Origin of the sequence: Allopontixanthobacter sediminis (assembly GCF_009828115.1) — a bacterium.
Lineage (GTDB): Bacteria > Pseudomonadota > Alphaproteobacteria > Sphingomonadales > Sphingomonadaceae > Allopontixanthobacter > Allopontixanthobacter sediminis.
This window is the reverse complement of the sequence record NZ_WTYL01000001.1, coordinates 1-16,864: the sequence shown is the minus strand read 5'-3', so window position 1 is coordinate 16,864 and position 16,864 is coordinate 1. Positions and strand designations below refer to the sequence as shown.

Here is a 16,864-nt window from a genome sequence, read left to right as displayed (position 1 = left end):
CGTCCTGCGCCGTTCTAGAAATGGGTACGCTGGGTGAAACCGCCATCGACCACGAGGTGCGACCCGTTGCACCAACTGGCTGCCGGGCTGGCGAGAAATCCGATGGCGCGAGCGATTTCTTCGGGCTTGCCGAAACGGCCCTGTGGCTGCTGACGGAGCATGGCGTTATAGAATTTTTCCATCGCACCCTTCAGCATTTCCCAATTGCCGCCCTCGAACTCGACTGGTCCGGGCGACACCACGTTGACGCGGATACCGTGCTTGCCATTGGCCAGAGCAAGCTGCTTGCCATAGGTGATCAGGGACGCCTTCATAGCGTTGTACGCCTGCGGGCCGCCCATTGCCTCGCTTGCGGAAGTTGTGGCGATCAACACGATCGAACCGCTGCCGCGCTCGATCATCCCTTCCAGCACAGCGTCGATAGCGCGGACAGGACCCATAACGTCCACGTCGAACGCTTTCTGCCAATATTTGAGACTGCCCAATCCGCCACCGGCGGAACTGATCGGAACCAGGATATCGCACCCGTCGAGCTGTTCGACAACACCCTGCATCCACGCCTTGAAGTCATCGCCTTCGGACACGTCTGAGGCCGATCCGACCACCTTCGTACCGTATTTCTTGAGGTTGGCGACGGCGTCCTTCACCGAATCCTCGTTTCGGGCGGTGATCGCCACATCGCAGCCTTCGCGGGCGAACAGTTCCGCGACGGCATAACCGATGCCCCGCGCGCCGCCGACGATGATCGCCTTCTTGCCCTTCAATCCCAGATCCATCAGCTATTCCTTGCTTGTTTCAGTTCACGGGCCGTCGGCAGCCTACCCAATTGTGCGCCGCCCGACAGCTGGATAATTTCACCGGTCATGAAGCAAGCGGGATCGGCCAGCCATGCGGTAGCCGCCGCCACTTCATCAGGGGTCACGCCGCGCCCCTCCAGCGGAACGTCGGACAGATATAGATCGCGAATTTCAGGGGCGTCAAAGATCGATTTGGTCATCGGCGTCTGAGAAAAACCCGGCGCAACGGCGTTGATCCGAATGTTCCTGGACCCCAGTTCGATTGCCGCGATGCGGACCAGTTGGTCCATAGCTGCCTTGGCGCAGCTGTAGGTAGTCAGCCCGGCGCCCGGTAGCCGGGCAACCAAGGATGAAAACAGGATAATGGCGCTGCCGGACGGCATCACCCTCATCGCATGTTTCAGCAGCAGGACATTCGCCGTGTAATGGACCGCCATCTGGGCATCGACCCGTTCGCGCTCGATCCGTGCCAGACTGCCTGCCTCGGTCGTGCCAGCTGCGTTGATGAGGATGTCGATCGGACCGGAGGTAGCGATCATGGCTTCGATCGAGGCTTCTTCGGTAATATCACAAGCAATGCTCGCACCGCCAAGTTCGGCCGCGAGGCTATCCAGCGCGGCGGTGTTGCGCGAAGCCACGGTTACACGGCAGCCATCCGCAGCGAGCCGGCGGGCAACAGCTTCGCCCAGACCGCCCTTGCTCGAAGCTCCGATTACCATCGCGTGACGTCGGTGTTTCTTCATCCCGGCACTATAGGCGACAGACGCCTCCATTCAATATAAAAAACAATCATGCATGTTTTTAACATAGCCGGGTCAAGGCCTGATGGTGAGGCCGTTGTCGATGATATACTCGCCCCCGGTCAGGAACCGCGCTTCGTCGCTCGCCAGATACACTACCAGGTTCGCCACATCGCTGGGTGACCCGGTTGCACCGGCGGGTAGAACCCCGCCGGGTATCTCATGCACTTCCCCGGTGCGCCCTTCCGCCCCTTGCACCATCGGTGTTTCGATGGAGGAAGGATGCAACGTGTTGCAGCGAACCTTGTATCCCTTGTCCTGACAATGGACGGCAATCGATTTCGACATGGATCGGACTGCACCCTTGGCCGCCGAATAGGCGAAGAACGGAGGATAACCGATATGGCTAGCGGTAGACGACATGTTGATGATCGAACCCGATGCCGATTTCGCCAGTAATGGCAGGCCCAGTTTACACCCCAGAAAAACTCCGGTGCACATGACTCGCATGACCTTTTCGAACTGGTCGAGCGTGGTTTCCTCTGGGTCGGCGACCACCACGATGCCAGCGTTGTTGACCAAGATATCAAGCCGCCCGTGATCGTCGACGATTCGCGCATAAACCGCCTGCCAGTCGGCTTCGGAAGCTACATCATGCCTGAGCGCGGCAGCGTTGGCGCCAATTGCGTCGGCTACTGCCCGGGCTGCCGGTTCGTCGATATCGGTAACATACACAAACGCCCCTTCGGCGGCCATTTGCACGCAATCTGCTTTGCCCAAGCCGGACCCTCCGCCAGTGACAAGTGCGATTTTACCATCCAGACGTCCCATGCTAATGCCTCTTTAAGTTGATTTGGAAATAGTGTTTGCGGCACATTGCGGATCAGGATAAAAAAAGCAATCGTGCTGGTTTTATTAGTCGATTTATCGTTCAAGAGAAACAGGTGGCTTTCATGGCTAGAGTCTCAGCAATAGCGGCTGCGCAAGCGGGGACCGAGCGGGTGGAAGCTGAGCGCGGCGAGCCCACTTTGCAGGCTGTCAAAAGCGCCAAGACCCGCGCCCGCCTGATCGAAGCAACGATCCGCTGCCTGGTCAAGCATGGCTATTCGAAGACTACGACTCCCAAGGTTGCGCTGGAAGCAGGGCTGTCACGCGGTGCGATGTTGCACCATTTCGATAGCGGTCGTCAGCTGATGCAGGCCACCTTGGTGGAACTGAACAAGAAACGCTTGCGGGCGTTTCGCCGGGCCGCCGAAACGAAGGATCACAACGTGCGGACATTGGTTCGTGCGTACTGGGCGCAACTGTTGCGGCCAACCTTCATCGCTTTCCACGAACTGGCCACTGCCGCGCGGACTGACAAGGAATTGGCTGAAACGCTGGAACCGGTGCGTTTGGAATTCCGTGAACGCTGGCACGAACTGGCAATCGAACTGTTTCCGGAATGGCGGCAGGATATCCGCCGCTTCGACCTGTCACTGGCCCTATGCCAGAACCTGCTGGAAGGAATGGCTCTCAACCGCCTGACCAACGGGGTGGAGGAGCGAGATATCGAAGCCGTTCTGGTCCATCTGGAACAACAGATTCTGGATCTGCGCCCGACCTGACACCTAGCGACCGGCGGCGTCGCCCCACGCGATACCGCGACGCAGCAATTCATAGAAGACCGGGTAATTCCAGGCACACCGTTCCGGATGAGGATAGAACGGCCTGAGCGGCTGAAGGTCATAATGCCCGCGGCAATGCCCCAGCGTGAGGTAGAGCACGCTGCCCTCCCCCACCCGGCGTTCGTAAAGGACCGGCATCCGCTTCTCGTCCCAATGCCGGTCGCCGAATTCGGGACAGGTACCCTTGAACGTGGTGTGTAGCAGGATATCGACTTCGGCCGTGCGGTAGGTCAGGTACAGCTCGTCCACCACGTTGAAATCGCGCAGCCCCTGGGTCAGCGGATGATCGCCGCGGGTAATATGCACCTTGTAAGCGCCGATTGGCGGATGGCCGGCGAAACGGGTCCCGAGCAGCTCCATGAACCCGGGCGCATCGTCAGGCGTCTCCACGCTTCCGTCGTCCAGAAAACGCAGCAGCGAATTGGTGCCGTGCAGAGCAAGCCAGCGGCCGCCGGATTCGAGGAACGTTCTCAAAGCGTCAGTCTGCGGTACATCAGGCACCATATCGCAGGTGTAGGTAATTAGCAGATCCGCCTTTTCGATCAGCCCGGTATCGCTGTAATCGGCCGCAACGCTCGTGCGGATCTCGGGACGCTCCGCCAGAAGCTTGAGCAATTCGAGACGGGCAAAATCGATATCGTGATATTTGCCTGCCGCGATCAGGTGAACCCGCATCGACATTGTTCCTCCAAAGTGGTCCGCTAATCCGGAAATGGTCGGGCCATGGGCAACAAGGCTATTGCTTTGTACGCCGATGACAAGCAAAAACATGCACAGTTGTTTGTAATTTTCCGGAGCAGAGTATGGGACAGGCAGGACGGGGTATGGGGCCCTTGCGCGGGGTGCGGGTGATCGACCTCACCAGCGTCCTGATGGGCCCCTATGCCACCCAGATCTTTGCCGACCTTGGTGCCGATGTCATCAAGGTGGAGGCACCCGCTGGCGACACGACCCGTTACCTTCCTCCCGGCCCGGCGAAGAATCTCGGTGCGATGTTCATGAATGTGAACCGGGGAAAGCGCAGCATCGTGCTGGATCTGAAACAGGCCGCCGCGCGCGATGTCCTGCTGCGCCTTGCCAGCACTGCCGATGTCTTCATCCATTCGATGCGCGGGCAGGCTATGGAGCGTCTCGGCCTATCCTACGCGCCTCTTCGCGCGGTCAACCCGGCAATCATCTACGCCAATTTATACGGGTTCGGGAGGGCCGGGCCTTATGCCGATTACCCCGCCTATGACGATATCGTGCAGGCTGCCTCTGGCATCGTGTCACTGCAGGCATCGTTGTCCGGCGGCGAGCCAACCTATCTCGCGACCGTAGTGGCAGACAAGGTGGCGGGCCTGACCGCTGCATATGCCGTGTCCGCCGCGCTGTTCGAACGCGAACGGAGCGGACTGGGTCAGGAACTGGAAGTGCCGATGTTCGAAACGTTGGCATCCTTCGCGATGGTGGAACATCTGTGCGGCAGCCTGTTCGACCCGCCGATCGGGCCGACCGGCTACCCCCGCGCGACATCACCGCATCGCAGGCCCTACAAGACCAGCGACGGTTACATTGCGGTGATGATCTATAACGACAAGCATTGGCGCAGCTTCTTCGATGCAATCGGCAATCCGGAATGGTCGAAGCAGTCGATGTTTTCGGATATTCGTACGCGCACCGAAAACATCGGAACTGTTCTTAGCCATGTCGCCGATACGCTGGCGACGCGGACCACCGACGAATGGATGGCACTGTTCAAGCAGGCCGAATGCCCCGCCATGCCTATCGCAACAATCGATGATCTGCTGGAAGACCCGCATCTGGATGCGGTCGGCTTCTGGCAGCGGAAAGACACGCCTAACGGCACCATCAGGATGCCGGGCCAGCCGGTCAATTTCTCCGAAACACCGGGCGCTGTCGGCGAGCCGGGCCCGCCGCTGGGCGCGCATGGCACCGAGGTGTTGGCGGAGGCCGGCTATTCCGAAGCCGAGATGGCCGCCTTGCGGGAAACCGGCGCGCTCGGCGAGTTGACCGAAAGTCAGGCGGGATGAAAAACCAGCACCGGCCCGCCGTCCTGTTCAGTAATCCGAGCCCGGACGGGCATGCCGATAGTCACATCCTGCGCCGCGATCCCTTCGACCCGGCTCATCAGCCGCGCACCTTCGGCCAAATCGATCAGCGCGACGTTATAGGGTTCGGCAGGCGGGCGAACGCGTACTACGGTCGTCGAATAAACCGTGCCCAGTCCGGCCGCTTCGACCCATTCCAGCAATCCTCCACCCGGCGAAGCCAACCGCGGCGGAAAGTAATACTCCCCGTCGACTGGATCGCGCTGCAGCAGGAAGCGCCCTTCGGCCAGCGCCTCGCGCCAATGCTGTTCGGGCGGAAATTCGGTAGCCGTCTGGGTCATCGGTCCTGCCTATTGCCGCAAGACCGCTCCGTCAAATCGGGTGTGATCTCATGAGCGATGCCTTTCCGCGTGGGGCTGTCTCGATCGCCGGACTGGCAACCTACGGCGTTGGTGAAGCACCGGGCTGGTCCGCGCTCGAACTCGCGGCAAAGGCGGGGTTGCTCGCCGTCGAGGATGCCGGTCTCGGCATCACCGATGTCGACGGGCTGTTCATCTGTCTGCCCAGCGACCTTTTTGCAGGGCTGTCCCTCGCAGAATATTACGGCATCCATCCCAAATTCACCGACAACAACCGGACGGGCGGATCGTCCTTCGTCAGCCACATGATCACCGCCGCGCTGGCGATCGAGGCGGGTTATATCGACTGCGCGCTGATTGCCTACGGATCGAACCAGCGCACCAGCGGCGGTAAGTTGTCGACCCCGGCGCGAAGCTCGAACTGGGAGGCACCCTACAATCCGCTGTTCCCCCTCAGCAGTTACGCACTGGCGGCAGCGCGTCACATACACCAGTTCGGCACCACCCGCTCGCACATGGCTGAAGTCGCTGTCGCCGCGCGCAAATGGGCAAACACCAATCCCGAAGCTTTCGCCAAGGGGGACCTGACAATCGAAGACTGCTTATCCAGCCGGATGATCAGCGACCCGATCTCCAAATCCGACTGCTGCCTGGTTACGGACGGCGCGGCAGCGATCGTGCTGACCCGCAGCGACCGCGCTGCGGCAGGCTCGCAGCCCGCCGTCCCGATCCTTGGCGCCGCTGCCGCGACATGGCACAACATGATCAGCGCATCGGCCGATGTCACGCGGACGGCAGCGGCGGAATCCGGCCCCCGTGCGATGGCGATGGCCGGCGTGACCCCGGCGGATATCGACGTGGTTCAACTTTACGATGCGTTCACGATAAACACGATCCTGTTCCTCGAAGACCTCGGCTTTTGCGCCAAGGGAGAGGGAGGCCCGTTCGTATCCAATGGAGGGATCGCGCCGGGCGGGCATTTGCCGGTTAACACCAACGGCGGCGGCCTCAGCTATGCGCATCCGGGCATGTATGGGCTGTTCGCCATTACCGAAGCGGCGCGGCAATTGCGCGGCCAGGCTGCAAACCAGATTGCGGGCTGCGATATCGCGCTGGCGCACACCAACGGCGGAACATTGTCGAGCCAGGCCACCGTGATCCTGGGCGCGCCCCATACGATCTGACATTTTGAATAACCAAGTGAGAGGAAAGCCAATGCCGAATGTTGCCATTCCCGCCGAATTCGAAAACGACCCGTCCGCTTATGTCTGGACCCATTACGCTCCGGAAATCGGTGCCGCGGCGGGCGGATATTCTCTGGCGGTCTATGAAAATTCGAAGCTGTCGATGCGCGAGATGGAAGCCGCCCGGATGCGGACTGCCCAGATAAACGGCTGCGCGCTGTGCCTGACGATGCGCGCCGATCGGGACCTGCCTGGCCATATCGAGCGAAGCGGCGGCGATGCAGGCCGGGCTGCGTCTATCCGGGACAACACGCCTCCCGGTGAAGGGTTCTACAGCGACGTCGAGAACTGGCATGAAGCGAGCGCCTTCAGCGATCGCGAACGTCTCGCAATCGAATTTGCCGAGCGGTTCGGCGAACGGCCGAAGGCTTTAAAAACGGACGAGGAATTCTGGACCAGGATGCACAGCCATTTTTCCGATGCGGAAATCGTCGACATGACCTTTTCGATCGGTTCCTGGATGGCACTCGGCCGCCTCACCCATGTCCTCGGACTGGACGATGTCTGCATGCCGACCATGCCCCAAGCCGCGCAAAACTGAAGGATAAGACATTGAAGACTGCTGTCAGAGTGATCCGCTAAGCGTCGCGGCGTTCTATCGCCACTTCAGGGCGGTAACATCAATGGCGCCAATCCAGGATCAGAAGCGCTTCCGCTAGTCGATGGCCCGTCGCCTCTTGTCGTTCGAAACACACAACGTCGGGGAAAATCGCTTATGCGGTCGGTTACGAAGGCACATTGAAGTTGAGCGGCCAAAATGCCCGCGGCTGTGTGGTGGCGGGTACTCGTTTCGCCGTTCAGGAAGCGAAGCGCTGCTTGTGCCGCAGCGGTTGAAGCCAAGGAACGTTGCAGATCGCTTTTGAGTATAGAATTGCGCCGTGAAGCGTTATTTTTCTGCGGTGAGGCTAACGCACTAGTCTTGCGAGGTACGTACAGCCGTGAGATAAAGTGAAAACAAGAGGTCGTCTTACCAGGCTTTAATAGAAGCCTTTGACTCGTCAGCCGGATGGAGACGATCTTATGTCAGCGCCTGACATTCCGACGAACTACACGATCACCCAGACCATCAATCCGCTTTCGATCGGGACGACCCTTGCTGGCGGCATGCGGACTGAACTGGCCGGAGGTATGCGGACTGAACTGGCTGGCGGCATCAGGACAGAGATGGCCGGCGGCGTGTCGGTGACGTTATTGGGTGACGAGAACAAGCCGATCGCCACGAAGATGGATGTCGGCATGACAATGCGGAACCTGCCCAACTTCGACAAGCAAGACATCTTCGACCTGATCGCCGCATTGAAGGAAATGAAAACGCGCGTGCGCATGCCGGTCGACCTGTCTTTTGGCCTGTCCGTTTTCCCTCTTAACCTGTTCAACGTCAATGTCCTTCAGTTCCGCATCTGCGGCGAACCGCAAGTCATCGTCGATGATTATGTGCCCAATGCCTACGAGCGTTGCGCCACCGAATGCGAGCCATGTGACTGATCATGGCGAACACCCCCGCCAAAGCGAGCAAACAGTCTGCAAAGGCACCGGGATTGCCGGTTCCATGCAGCATAGAAGATGATGTCATCTCCCTCCGGGGCGAACCATCTGACCTTGTCGGCATCGCCACGATCAGACATGCCGAGGAACCAGAGGAATCCGCTTTCAAGCTATTCACCACAGACATTGCCGAAACCCGGTTCGGATATCTGCAGCGCAAACGGTTCGCGCCGCTGATTTCGTCCAGCCTGCCGAACCTCGGTCAGGTCGCTCCAAATCTGTCTTTGACGCGGCTGCCGGCTCCGGGCCAATCTGGGCGCGTCCCGGTCAGGCTCTCCCTCGACCCGCACACGCCTCCAGGAAACTATGAAGCCCAATTCGATGTGGCAGGCAGCACGCAGAAAGCAATTATCGAAGTGCTGGCGGTAGAGCGGCTATCGTTCGCACCGCGCTCGCTGACAATAACAGCTTCGCCGGGCGAAGTGGTGAAGGTTCAGTTGGTCATCACCAACGAGGGGAACCAGTCCCTTACTCTTGGCATGCTCGGCATGTTGGTGCTGCAGGAAGAAGAGCAGGTCTGCCTCAGCATACAGCGCGCTCTGGCGGCGGTGAAGTCCAGCAAGGAAGGCGAAGAACACCGTATCTTCCTCGATTCGCTTGCGCGGAGCCTGGCAGAAAAGAAAACTGATTTCGGGCGCGTCAGGCTCGCCGACGGCGAAGTAACGCTTGCAGGAGGTGAATCCTATTGCGGGATGGCAGAAATCCATACGCCGCGCGATATGGCGCCCGGCGCGCAATACCGTTCGCTGCTCAAAACGCGGTCCGGCCAACTGTTTGTGCGCATTACCGCGCAAGGACGCTCAAAAAAGGCAGCCTGAAGCATTCAACGGAGACGGAAATGGCAAATACCAGCTTTTCGGCTTTCAGTAGCAACCGAGCTACCCTTGCCAATCTTTCGGCGAATATAGAGGCCGTGACGCGGCAGGCGCGCGTTATCGCCGATTCCGTCACCGAGATCGGCCGAAACATGACACCGGCCGCCGCTCCGAGCATGAGGGAATTGCTTGATTCTGTAGGATTGCGCGGACTGCCCCTACCGTCTCTGGCGAACGCGCGGACCTGTTCCCTGCCTGCCTGCGAGTGCCCTTCACCGGACCTGGGCGAAGTGCGGCGCGTGGCAGAGCGGGCAGACGACCTGAATTTCTCGGTCCGATTCCGTAATACCACGGGCAAAGCGCGCGATTTTGCCTTCGACGGCGGTGAGCTTCATGCGGAAGATGGCAAGGGTGGAGGAACTCTTACCCTGTCTGCCAAAACGGCATCGCTGGAAAGCGGCGCTGCGACGGTCATGCAAGTCGCGGTTGAGGGGCGCGAATTCCGCACAGGTGTCGACTATTGTGGTCAAATCAGGATCCGCGCCAAAGAGTGCGAAACAATGTATCTGGGTGTCTGCATGCGGATCCAGCATGTAGTCGAACGTGTGCCCACCATAGACCTGCACTGCTGCTGCGAGTCCAAGTCGCGGCCCCTGCGGTGGTATCATCACTATTATTGCGATCCACCCGCGCAGCCGGAGCCAAAGCCCCGGCCGGAAGGGTAAGTGCAACCGTGCTATCGCTGAACCAGCTTGGCACTGTGCTGTCGGACTCCGAATTGCGAGCGATGCTCAAGAGCGTCGTGACGCGCAAGATCAACTCTGATCTCAAGACAGTGCAGGCCCATGCCGAGCTGTCCAAGCGCCTGGCCCAAAACCGCCGCAAGAATCTCAGCGGCGAAGGTGACGAACTGCGCCAGATCATCAAGGAACACCTCGAATACTACGGAACACTGGTCGATCTGAGCCTGAATTTCCACCAACGTTTGCTCGATACGCTCGCAAAATCTGCTGAAAGCACCGCCGATCATGCAGTGAACGGCCTCACTTTGGCCATGACCGCACCGGTTGGGGCAACTGTGCGGGCGCCGTTCAAGATATCGAATAACCGGCCCGACCCAATCACCGTAAAATGTCGCGCGTCGCCTTTTGTGAGAGAAGATGGCAGCCAGCTGATCGCGAGCAGCATGGGTTTCAATCCGCCGGGTGCAGAGATCGCGCCGGGATCGGAAGAGGTTTTCGAGGTAATTCTCCCGGTCACGCCGGATTTCGTCGCCGGGAAGCTCTATCTTGCCACGCTGTCCGCCGACGGCTTCGATGCGATGTCGATCGTCATGCGGCTCCAGGTGGAAGGTGCTGCGGCCGAGCCTGAGGCGCCCGGATCACAAGACGCTCTTCGTCGGGACAAAGCCGACGCAATGACAGCGCCAGCGACCGCTCCGGCCCCGACAGACAAGTGCGCGCCCGCCAAGCGCAAGCCAGCAGCCATTTCCCAACAAGCATCCCGCAAAACCGCAATTGCCAGAGCGCCAAAGAAGGCGGCGAGAACGGCATCAGAGACCGGATCAAGCGACACCAAGCGCAAGTCATGACCATGCCTGCGCCACTCCCCGCCATCGAGATCAGGCCGGATCCCCCGCCCGCATTTCCCTTCGAAGCCGATGACAAACTTTTGCCGAACCTTGTCCTGTGGATCGGGCGAGCCAAAGGCGGCTTGGGCAATTCGTTCGGCAGCACGGTTGCCGCGTTGGTCGCTGAAGGACGCCGCTTTCGCCAAACTCCCAGCGGACGGCACTGGAACGCGATGCTGGAAGATTCGCAGTTGGCCGCGAACGGCTGGATGCTGTGGAACCTGCTCGATATGGACCGCTTTCTTACCGGCCGAGACCTTGAGTCGGGAGGCGATACGCCGGCGCAGCTGATGGAGGAGGTGCTGCGGCAATTGCAGGGCGCCAAGATCGAGGAGTTGATCGAACTGTTCAACCAGTTCTGGCGGACGGAGGCAGGCAATGCCTGACCATCAACAAGCCCCGCTGCCCGAGGATATGCTGTATGATCGTCGAAATGCGTTTCTCGACCTGGTTCTCGGCCTGATCAGCCTGTCCGAACGCACCGTATCCACCGTGGCCCAACTGGCCGAGCCCTTGCCGCCGCCGCCAAGAGACCCTGCACGTAGCGATCCGCCTGTCGGCCCGATCTTGCGCTGAAATGGCGTTGGAACCGGTCGCACTTAGCCTGCTCGATCGGCCTCACCTGCCGCAAGACGGTGAACTCGATCCCGCCAATTTCAAGGAATGGTGGCATTTCAATCTGCTTGATGACGCATACGGCCTAGACCTGATCGTCAACCTCAGCCTGTCGGGCGACATTACCCGGCCAGCCGTGGGGGAAGCGAACCTGATCGTGCTCGCCCATGAACCTGCGCATGGCTGGACCGGAGGTGTCCGGCGCCACGATGGTCTCACTGCCCGCGTGGAGACCGCGACTTTCGATATCCAGCTAGATATGGTCAAACTGCGTTTCCACCGCGACCGTTACGTCCTCAAGGCCGAAAGCGAACGGCCAGACGGCATCTCGGTCGACGTCGAACTCGTGCCGCGAACCGAGCCCATGGTGGTGTGGAAGAACACGCCGATCGGCAGCGGCCACATCAATTGGCTCATTACGCCGTATCTCGAAGCCGATGGAACAATCCGCGTCGCCGACCGCCAATACCGCATAGCCGGGGCACGTGCTTATCATGACCACAATTGGGGGCGATGGCTATGGGGAGATAATTTCGGCTGGGACTGGGGCTTCTGCTCGGCAGCGGCAGAGGTCGAAGGTGCGCCGATGAGCCTCGTCTATGACCGCACGGTAGACCGTGCCGGTCACCGCATCATGGAACACAGCCTCGCGCTCTGGCACGGCGAGAGCTTGCTCAAATTCTTTCCGCGTCAGCAGATACGGATGCAGCGCAAGGGCTTATATCGCCAGCACATTCGTCGCATCCCGGGCGTTGCCGGACTCATCGATCCAGCAAGCGTTGCCACGGTCCCCGGGCGGATCGATATCGAAGCCCGCGATGGCGACGATTGGGTCGATGCCTGCTACATACCCGACGCGGCCATTCAGATAGCGATCCCTCGCGAGGTCGGCTTCGGCTTGGTGCAGCTAAACGAGACGCTGGGCTGGCTCACCCTGTCCGGTTCGGTCGCGGGATTGCAATTCGCCGCGACCAGGCGATCCTGCTTCGAATTTGTCGGATGACATCACGTGAGGCCCTGACGAGCGCTTGCGAGGCGATCCGCACCGAGTTCTTGCCGGCCTACATCCGGTTGCTGGACGCCATCGAGGGACTGTCAGTAGAGTGTGTGGTGGGGGACGAACGCTTCCGTGTCTCCGGCAGCGGCGAGCTTGTCATCGGCGAGATCGGCGTAATCTCGCCATCCGCGCACGTTCTGTGCACACGTACGGCAATCCTGGCCTTGGTGGATGGTGACATGAGCCTGCTTGATGCGGTCAAGCGGGGGAAACTGGACATTTGCGGCGATACGAAAGAACTGCTGAGTCTCGCGCGTGCCCAACGAGCCTTCGCCGAGGGCGCCGCCCGCGTGCGCCAGGTGGAAGATATCCTGGCCCAATACCGCATTGGCGCATCAGAAGCTTCGTGAGACCATGTAATCGATCATGCCTTCGACAAATCGGCGGTGCGGGCCCGGCGGGATCCATTTGAACTTTCGATTGAAGAAATCCGCCGCGCTCCGCGTAAGGCGACGCGCTATGCCGCGTGCGTAGTGGATGGAACCTGCGGCGTGCATCGCATCGAGTACAACTGCAATATCCCCCGCCTGCTTCTGCTCGCGCGGCTTGGAGTAGACCTGGGCAAGCCTTCTGCTCACGGCCGGACTGGAGTGAGCCATCGCATGGATAATCATCAGCGTCCGTTTGCCTTCGGCAATGTCGCCGTTGAGTTCCTTGCCATACAGTTTTTCCTCTCCGATGAGATTGAGCAAATCGTCCTGGATCTGAAAGGCTGCGCCCGTTCGAAATCCGAAAGGTATGAACGCGCCTAACCGTCGCTGATCGACGCCCGCGATCATTGCCCCGAGCCGCATGGGGGCGATGCAGGTGTACCAAGTGGTCTTCTTGTAGGTCATCAGCAGATAGTCGCGCAGGCCAAGCCGCGACTCCTCGCCATTGAAGACCCAGTTCAGTTCGATTGATTGCCCTTCAGTGGATTCCCGCGCCATGCGGCTGATATCCTCGATCACGACCAGCGAACGTTCGAGCCCGATCAGCGACGTGTTGTTGAGCAAGGTGTTAAGCGCGAGCATGTTGAGCGCGTCGCCGACATTGGTCGCGTTAGCGATGCCATGCTGGATGTGCAGTGTCGGAATGCCGCGCCTTGCTTCGGACGCATCTTCGATATCGTCATGGATCAGAAATGCATTGTGAAACATTTCCAGGGCCGCAGCGGTATCCAGCGCGTGGGATAGGGAGCCGCCGCATGCCTGACACAGGCTCAGGCATAAGGCAGGGCGAAAACCTTTGCCTTCTCGAAGCGGGTAATTGATCATCGGGCCGTAAAGGGTCCGCACATAGCGGCCGCGCATCGGGACAATTTCCTGCATGCGCTTGAGCACGATTGAGCGATAGGCGTCCAGAGTGTCGAAGAAGAAATGAGTCTCGTCGCTTACGCGTGCGGCCCTTTCCTTGCTGCTGACCCGGACTGGCCCCGTGCCGCTCATGCAGGCGCCAGCGCCTCTCTGCGAGAAACTACAAGTTCGTCGAGCATGCCCTGCATCACGCCTTGGACATGGATGTGACAAGCTTTCAGGACAGTGGGATCGCGCCATTCATGCGCCCCAAAGCCATCGAATCTGATACTCTTTCCAAATGAAATGTCGATCCGCTTGGGAAAAGGCAGCGCGTAAAGCGAGCCCAGTGCCAAACCCCAGGGCCATGAATACGTTAGCGGAAAACGCTCGAGACCAATGCGATCGAGGCCAAGCGCCTCTGCCCTCGCCTTACCGTCGTCCAGCACCACAAGCGTATCGTGGCCGCCGTGGCAGACGACCGGCACGACGGGCGCACGATAACGCATCGCCAGCCGGACGTAGGCGGAACGGTTGCCAAGCTTCACCAGATTGCGTTCGGCATGGGGGCGATAGGCCTCGTCACCAGCACCGGGATAGATCAGCATTGCTGCGCCAGCGCCCAATATCCTGTGCGCCATCTGCGGCGTCGCGGCCAAGCCTCCAAGACGGGCGATATGCTTACCCATTCTGGCCATCGTAAAAATATTGGGATCGACCAGTGCATATACGCGCCGCTGCGTTCCCCAGTAATTCCAGAAAGCGTTGACGACCATTGCAGTATCGGGAGTGGACAGCCCTCCGCTGTGATTGCCAACGAAAATCACCGGGTTTTTTGACGGAACGCCCTCGACGCCTTTTGCATGGACGCGGAAATACAGCCGGGAGACGAGTTGTGCCGCGGGAAGCCAGCTCTCGATGTAGGCAGGCTCGCGCGCTTCAAGATGCGTTCCGTCGTAAAGTGACTCCTCCGAAGGCATGGTAACTTCCTAGCTGTCCCGGCCAAGCGGGGGGACCTTGTAATGTTGGTCCTCGATTTCCCCGCCAAGCTCCTCGACCGAAATTTCAAAATGCGCCGACAAGACCTCCAGCGCCTCTTCGATAAAAGGTTCGGGCGTTGACGCCCCGCTTGAAATGCCGAGGACGGAAACACCGGCAAAATCCCGCGGATCGATCATCGCGCCGCGCGACACGAAATGCGTGCGGGGGCAGCCTGCGCGCTCGGCCATCTCGACGAGTCGGCGCGAATTGGACGAATTCGCACCGCCGATGATCAGGACGGCGTCACATCGGCCGGCCATGTTGGCAACCGCGTTCTGCCTGTTCGTGGTCGCATAGCAGATGTCCGATTTCGCGGGTTCGAGAAGGTCGGGAATCTTGCCGCGTAGGGCAGAAAGAATGTCGCCGATGTCCGCCACGGAAAGCGTGGTTTGCATCGCGCAGGCGTAGCGAACACCCGCCTTCGGTTGAAACGAGCGCGCTGCCTCGATGTCCGAGATGATCGTGCACGCTCCCTGTGCGTACCCGAAGCTCCCGACCACTTCGACATGATCGCCGTGCCCGATCAGCAGGACATGGTGGCCAGGCCGGGCCGAATGATGCCTGACCTCGTTGTGAACTTTGGTGACCAGAGGGCACGTGCTGTCAACAACGCGCAAATTTCGGCGACGTGCTTCAATGAAAAGAGATGGCGCCGCGCCGTGCGCAGATACCACCAGCGTTCCGCCTTCGGGAATAGCGTCCAGATCGTCCGAAAAGACGACCCCACGCTCGCGATACTGCTCCACGAGATGCGGGTTGTGCACAATCTCATGATTGACGAAGATCGGAGCGCTTTGCCGGGCGAGAAGTGTATCGAGTGTTTCGAGCGCGCGCACTACGCCAGCGCAAAAACCTCTCGGCGCGGCGAGCAAGACCTTCATTGATGGCAGGATAACACGAATTGTTCGGCTCCCGGCACGTTCTGAAACAGCTGCGGACCCGAAATATTTTGCTTCTCCATGATAGCTAATCCATTGCGGGAAACTAACGTAGGGTGTTGCGACCGACGGTGCGAAATTCAGGCTCGACCTTGAGGCAGCGCAAGCTGAGAAAACCTGCATCGTTGGAGACTTGATCTGCCCGGCGGGAGCCCTTGCCCATTGCCCGAGAAGCACGGACGTAGCGTTCGCGACGCATGCAGGATGCAGGGAACTGCCGAATTCAGAGAAAAATGAAGAAAGGGCGACCCAACCAACTGGGTGCGCTGTGACCGGCACTGAAATGTCAGCACCACATGCCTGGCACATTTATTTAGGACGCAAAAGGTACTGGCGGAGACGGTGGGAGCCGATGCAAAGGCTTAACGCACTGACTTATCTATGTTCTAATCTCGTTTATCAGAGAATGTACCCCACTTTGTACCCCGAGATTTTTCCAACAGGTTTTTGGTCCGCTAAATTCGATCATCAGAGTTCGTCTTTCGCCGGCCGTAGGCGGACATCAGTTCACGAATGTTGGAGTGGCGGCAATGTTGGGCAGTCCGGTAAGTCTCCTTTCGAACGCCAATCCGCCTAAGCTGCCATTCGTTCATCGATCCAGAATCCGGCTGCTTCCGATCATTCGAGACGCAATTAGGCGCACTAAAGAAAGATCTTTGCTCTAAGCCAAACGCCCCAGCAGGCCGAAAGGTCGCTCGAGCTAAGGTGGAGATGCCGCTGCCGGAGATCACTGCGGTATTACCTTCTGATGATAATTGGATTGAGTAGAATTAAAACACCACCACGCTGCGGATGGATTCCCCGGCGTGCATCAGGGCGAAACCCTTGTTGATTTCGTCGAGGGTCAGCGTGTGGGTAATCATCGGATCGATCTGGATCTTCCCATCCATATACCAATCGACGATCTTGGGAACATCGGTGCGGCCCTTCGCCCCGCCAAAGGCGGTGCCCCGCCAGTTGCGCCCGGTGACCAACTGGAACGGGCGGGTCTCGATGGTCTTGCCCGCTTCGGCGACACCGATGATGATCGAAGTGCCCCAGCCCTTGTGGCAGCATTCCAGCGCCTGGCGCATCACGTCGGTGTTGCCGGT

At 59.5% G+C, this 16,864-nt stretch carries 20 protein-coding genes and 1 pseudogene; 12 read left to right on the top strand and 9 right to left on the bottom strand.

Going from position 1 to position 16,864, the window contains the following annotated elements:
- Nucleotides 1-14 precede the first annotated feature (14 nt).
- The 3 genes from GRI65_RS00105 to GRI65_RS00095 all read right to left on the bottom strand — a co-directional run bounded on the left by GRI65_RS00105 (nt 15) and on the right by GRI65_RS00095 (nt 2,368).
- Nucleotides 15-776 carry an SDR family NAD(P)-dependent oxidoreductase gene (locus tag GRI65_RS00105; RefSeq protein ID WP_160754518.1) on the bottom strand — a complete coding sequence of 254 codons (762 nt, stop codon included), beginning with the start codon at nt 774-776 and terminating at the stop codon, nt 15-17.
- Nucleotides 776-1,540 carry an SDR family NAD(P)-dependent oxidoreductase gene (locus tag GRI65_RS00100; RefSeq protein WP_160754517.1) on the bottom strand — a complete coding sequence of 255 codons (765 nt, stop codon included), beginning with the start codon at nt 1,538-1,540 and terminating at the stop codon, nt 776-778. The genes GRI65_RS00105 and GRI65_RS00100 overlap by 1 nt, the downstream gene beginning before the upstream one ends.
- Before the next feature lie 72 nt (nt 1,541-1,612).
- Entirely contained in the window at nt 1,613-2,368 is a 756-nt protein-coding gene (locus GRI65_RS00095) for an SDR family oxidoreductase (protein WP_160754516.1), read from the bottom strand.
- Nucleotides 2,369-2,490: 122 nt separating this feature from the next.
- Between GRI65_RS00095 and GRI65_RS00090 the strand changes: the two genes are divergently transcribed.
- Entirely contained in the window at nt 2,491-3,144 is a 654-nt protein-coding gene (locus GRI65_RS00090) for a TetR/AcrR family transcriptional regulator (RefSeq protein ID WP_160754515.1), read from the top strand.
- Between the two features lie 3 nt (nt 3,145-3,147).
- On the opposite strand, the gene GRI65_RS00085 is transcribed toward GRI65_RS00090, so the two are convergent.
- Complete coding sequence (locus tag GRI65_RS00085) at nt 3,148-3,879, bottom strand: ThuA domain-containing protein (RefSeq protein WP_160755523.1); 732 nt, start codon at nt 3,877-3,879, stop codon at nt 3,148-3,150.
- Nucleotides 3,880-4,007: 128 nt separating this feature from the next.
- Between GRI65_RS00085 and GRI65_RS00080 the strand changes: the two genes are divergently transcribed.
- Nucleotides 4,008-5,237, top strand: coding sequence for a CaiB/BaiF CoA transferase family protein (locus GRI65_RS00080; RefSeq protein WP_160754514.1), 1,230 nt, complete (start codon nt 4,008-4,010; stop codon nt 5,235-5,237).
- Here the strand turns inward: GRI65_RS00080 and GRI65_RS00075 are convergent.
- Nucleotides 5,225-5,596: a Zn-ribbon domain-containing OB-fold protein gene (locus GRI65_RS00075; protein WP_160754513.1), complete on the bottom strand. Its 372-nt coding sequence runs from the start codon at nt 5,594-5,596 to the stop codon at nt 5,225-5,227. The genes GRI65_RS00080 and GRI65_RS00075 overlap by 13 nt on opposite strands.
- Before the next feature lie 50 nt (nt 5,597-5,646).
- Between GRI65_RS00075 and GRI65_RS00070 the strand changes: the two genes are divergently transcribed.
- From GRI65_RS00070 to GRI65_RS00025, 10 genes are all read left to right on the top strand, one after another.
- Nucleotides 5,647-6,798 (top strand): thiolase, encoded by a 1,152-nt coding sequence (locus GRI65_RS00070; RefSeq protein ID WP_160754512.1) that lies wholly within the window; start codon nt 5,647-5,649, stop codon nt 6,796-6,798.
- Between the two features lie 31 nt (nt 6,799-6,829).
- Nucleotides 6,830-7,399: a carboxymuconolactone decarboxylase family protein gene (locus GRI65_RS00065; RefSeq protein WP_160754511.1), complete on the top strand. Its 570-nt coding sequence runs from the start codon at nt 6,830-6,832 to the stop codon at nt 7,397-7,399.
- Nucleotides 7,400-7,878: 479 nt separating this feature from the next.
- Nucleotides 7,879-8,343 (top strand): hypothetical protein, encoded by a 465-nt coding sequence (locus GRI65_RS00060; protein ID WP_160754510.1) that lies wholly within the window; start codon nt 7,879-7,881, stop codon nt 8,341-8,343.
- Nucleotides 8,344-8,345: 2 nt separating this feature from the next.
- Nucleotides 8,346-9,221, top strand: a complete 876-nt coding sequence (locus GRI65_RS00055) for a hypothetical protein (protein WP_160754509.1) — start codon at nt 8,346-8,348, stop codon at nt 9,219-9,221.
- 20 nt (nt 9,222-9,241) lie between these two features.
- On the top strand, nt 9,242-9,943 hold the full coding sequence (locus tag GRI65_RS00050; RefSeq protein ID WP_160754508.1) for a hypothetical protein: 702 nt from the start codon (nt 9,242-9,244) through the stop codon (nt 9,941-9,943).
- Nucleotides 9,944-10,005: 62 nt separating this feature from the next.
- Nucleotides 10,006-10,809 carry a hypothetical protein gene (locus tag GRI65_RS00045; protein WP_160754507.1) on the top strand — a complete coding sequence of 268 codons (804 nt, stop codon included), beginning with the start codon at nt 10,006-10,008 and terminating at the stop codon, nt 10,807-10,809.
- Entirely contained in the window at nt 10,806-11,234 is a 429-nt protein-coding gene (locus GRI65_RS00040) for a hypothetical protein (RefSeq protein WP_160754506.1), read from the top strand. Before GRI65_RS00045 ends, GRI65_RS00040 begins: the two co-directional genes overlap by 4 nt.
- Nucleotides 11,227-11,424 carry a hypothetical protein gene (locus tag GRI65_RS00035; protein WP_160754505.1) on the top strand — a complete coding sequence of 66 codons (198 nt, stop codon included), beginning with the start codon at nt 11,227-11,229 and terminating at the stop codon, nt 11,422-11,424. Before GRI65_RS00040 ends, GRI65_RS00035 begins: the two co-directional genes overlap by 8 nt.
- Nucleotide 11,425: 1 nt before the next feature.
- On the top strand, nt 11,426-12,466 hold the full coding sequence (locus tag GRI65_RS00030) for a hypothetical protein (RefSeq protein ID WP_160754504.1): 1,041 nt from the start codon (nt 11,426-11,428) through the stop codon (nt 12,464-12,466).
- Nucleotides 12,463-12,870: a hypothetical protein gene (locus GRI65_RS00025; protein ID WP_160754503.1), complete on the top strand. Its 408-nt coding sequence runs from the start codon at nt 12,463-12,465 to the stop codon at nt 12,868-12,870. The genes GRI65_RS00030 and GRI65_RS00025 overlap by 4 nt, the downstream gene beginning before the upstream one ends.
- On the opposite strand, the gene GRI65_RS00020 is transcribed toward GRI65_RS00025, so the two are convergent.
- From GRI65_RS00020 to GRI65_RS00005, 4 genes and pseudogenes are all read right to left on the bottom strand, one after another.
- Entirely contained in the window at nt 12,856-13,947 is a 1,092-nt protein-coding gene (locus GRI65_RS00020) for a polyprenyl synthetase family protein (protein ID WP_160754502.1), read from the bottom strand. The two genes, GRI65_RS00025 and GRI65_RS00020, sit on opposite strands and share 15 nt — an antisense overlap.
- Nucleotides 13,944-14,774, bottom strand: a complete 831-nt coding sequence (locus GRI65_RS00015; RefSeq protein WP_160754501.1) for a lysophospholipid acyltransferase family protein — start codon at nt 14,772-14,774, stop codon at nt 13,944-13,946. Before GRI65_RS00015 ends, GRI65_RS00020 begins: the two co-directional genes overlap by 4 nt.
- Before the next feature lie 9 nt (nt 14,775-14,783).
- The gene (ispH, locus tag GRI65_RS00010; RefSeq protein WP_160754500.1) at nt 14,784-16,052 is read right to left on the bottom strand and encodes a 4-hydroxy-3-methylbut-2-enyl diphosphate reductase; all 1,269 of its coding nucleotides are present in this window, start codon (nt 16,050-16,052) and stop codon (nt 14,784-14,786) included.
- A 491-nt stretch (nt 16,053-16,543) separates the two neighbouring features.
- Nucleotides 16,544-16,864 (bottom strand): annotated as a pseudogene (locus GRI65_RS00005) (S-(hydroxymethyl)glutathione dehydrogenase); the annotation flags it as partial.

What these genes read in the sequence shown, in the direction of transcription:
- GRI65_RS00105 (WP_160754518.1), bottom strand. Translation starts at nt 776, where the DNA reads ATGGATCTGGGATTGAAGGGCAAGAAGGCGATCATCGTCGGCGGCGCG.
- GRI65_RS00100 (WP_160754517.1), bottom strand. Translation starts at nt 1,540, where the DNA reads ATGAAGAAACACCGACGTCACGCGATGGTAATCGGAGCTTCGAGCAAG.
- GRI65_RS00095 (WP_160754516.1), bottom strand. Translation starts at nt 2,368, where the DNA reads ATGGGACGTCTGGATGGTAAAATCGCACTTGTCACTGGCGGAGGGTCC.
- GRI65_RS00090 (WP_160754515.1), top strand. Translation starts at nt 2,491, where the DNA reads ATGGCTAGAGTCTCAGCAATAGCGGCTGCGCAAGCGGGGACCGAGCGG.
- GRI65_RS00085 (WP_160755523.1), bottom strand. Translation starts at nt 3,879, where the DNA reads ATGCGGGTTCACCTGATCGCGGCAGGCAAATATCACGATATCGATTTT.
- GRI65_RS00080 (WP_160754514.1), top strand. Translation starts at nt 4,008, where the DNA reads ATGGGACAGGCAGGACGGGGTATGGGGCCCTTGCGCGGGGTGCGGGTG.
- GRI65_RS00075 (WP_160754513.1), bottom strand. Translation starts at nt 5,596, where the DNA reads ATGACCCAGACGGCTACCGAATTTCCGCCCGAACAGCATTGGCGCGAG.
- GRI65_RS00070 (WP_160754512.1), top strand. Translation starts at nt 5,647, where the DNA reads ATGAGCGATGCCTTTCCGCGTGGGGCTGTCTCGATCGCCGGACTGGCA.
- GRI65_RS00065 (WP_160754511.1), top strand. Translation starts at nt 6,830, where the DNA reads ATGCCGAATGTTGCCATTCCCGCCGAATTCGAAAACGACCCGTCCGCT.
- GRI65_RS00060 (WP_160754510.1), top strand. Translation starts at nt 7,879, where the DNA reads ATGTCAGCGCCTGACATTCCGACGAACTACACGATCACCCAGACCATC.
- GRI65_RS00055 (WP_160754509.1), top strand. Translation starts at nt 8,346, where the DNA reads ATGGCGAACACCCCCGCCAAAGCGAGCAAACAGTCTGCAAAGGCACCG.
- GRI65_RS00050 (WP_160754508.1), top strand. Translation starts at nt 9,242, where the DNA reads ATGGCAAATACCAGCTTTTCGGCTTTCAGTAGCAACCGAGCTACCCTT.
- GRI65_RS00045 (WP_160754507.1), top strand. Translation starts at nt 10,006, where the DNA reads ATGCTCAAGAGCGTCGTGACGCGCAAGATCAACTCTGATCTCAAGACA.
- GRI65_RS00040 (WP_160754506.1), top strand. Translation starts at nt 10,806, where the DNA reads ATGACCATGCCTGCGCCACTCCCCGCCATCGAGATCAGGCCGGATCCC.
- GRI65_RS00035 (WP_160754505.1), top strand. Translation starts at nt 11,227, where the DNA reads ATGCCTGACCATCAACAAGCCCCGCTGCCCGAGGATATGCTGTATGAT.
- GRI65_RS00030 (WP_160754504.1), top strand. Translation starts at nt 11,426, where the DNA reads ATGGCGTTGGAACCGGTCGCACTTAGCCTGCTCGATCGGCCTCACCTG.
- GRI65_RS00025 (WP_160754503.1), top strand. Translation starts at nt 12,463, where the DNA reads ATGACATCACGTGAGGCCCTGACGAGCGCTTGCGAGGCGATCCGCACC.
- GRI65_RS00020 (WP_160754502.1), bottom strand. Translation starts at nt 13,947, where the DNA reads ATGAGCGGCACGGGGCCAGTCCGGGTCAGCAGCAAGGAAAGGGCCGCA.
- GRI65_RS00015 (WP_160754501.1), bottom strand. Translation starts at nt 14,774, where the DNA reads ATGCCTTCGGAGGAGTCACTTTACGACGGAACGCATCTTGAAGCGCGC.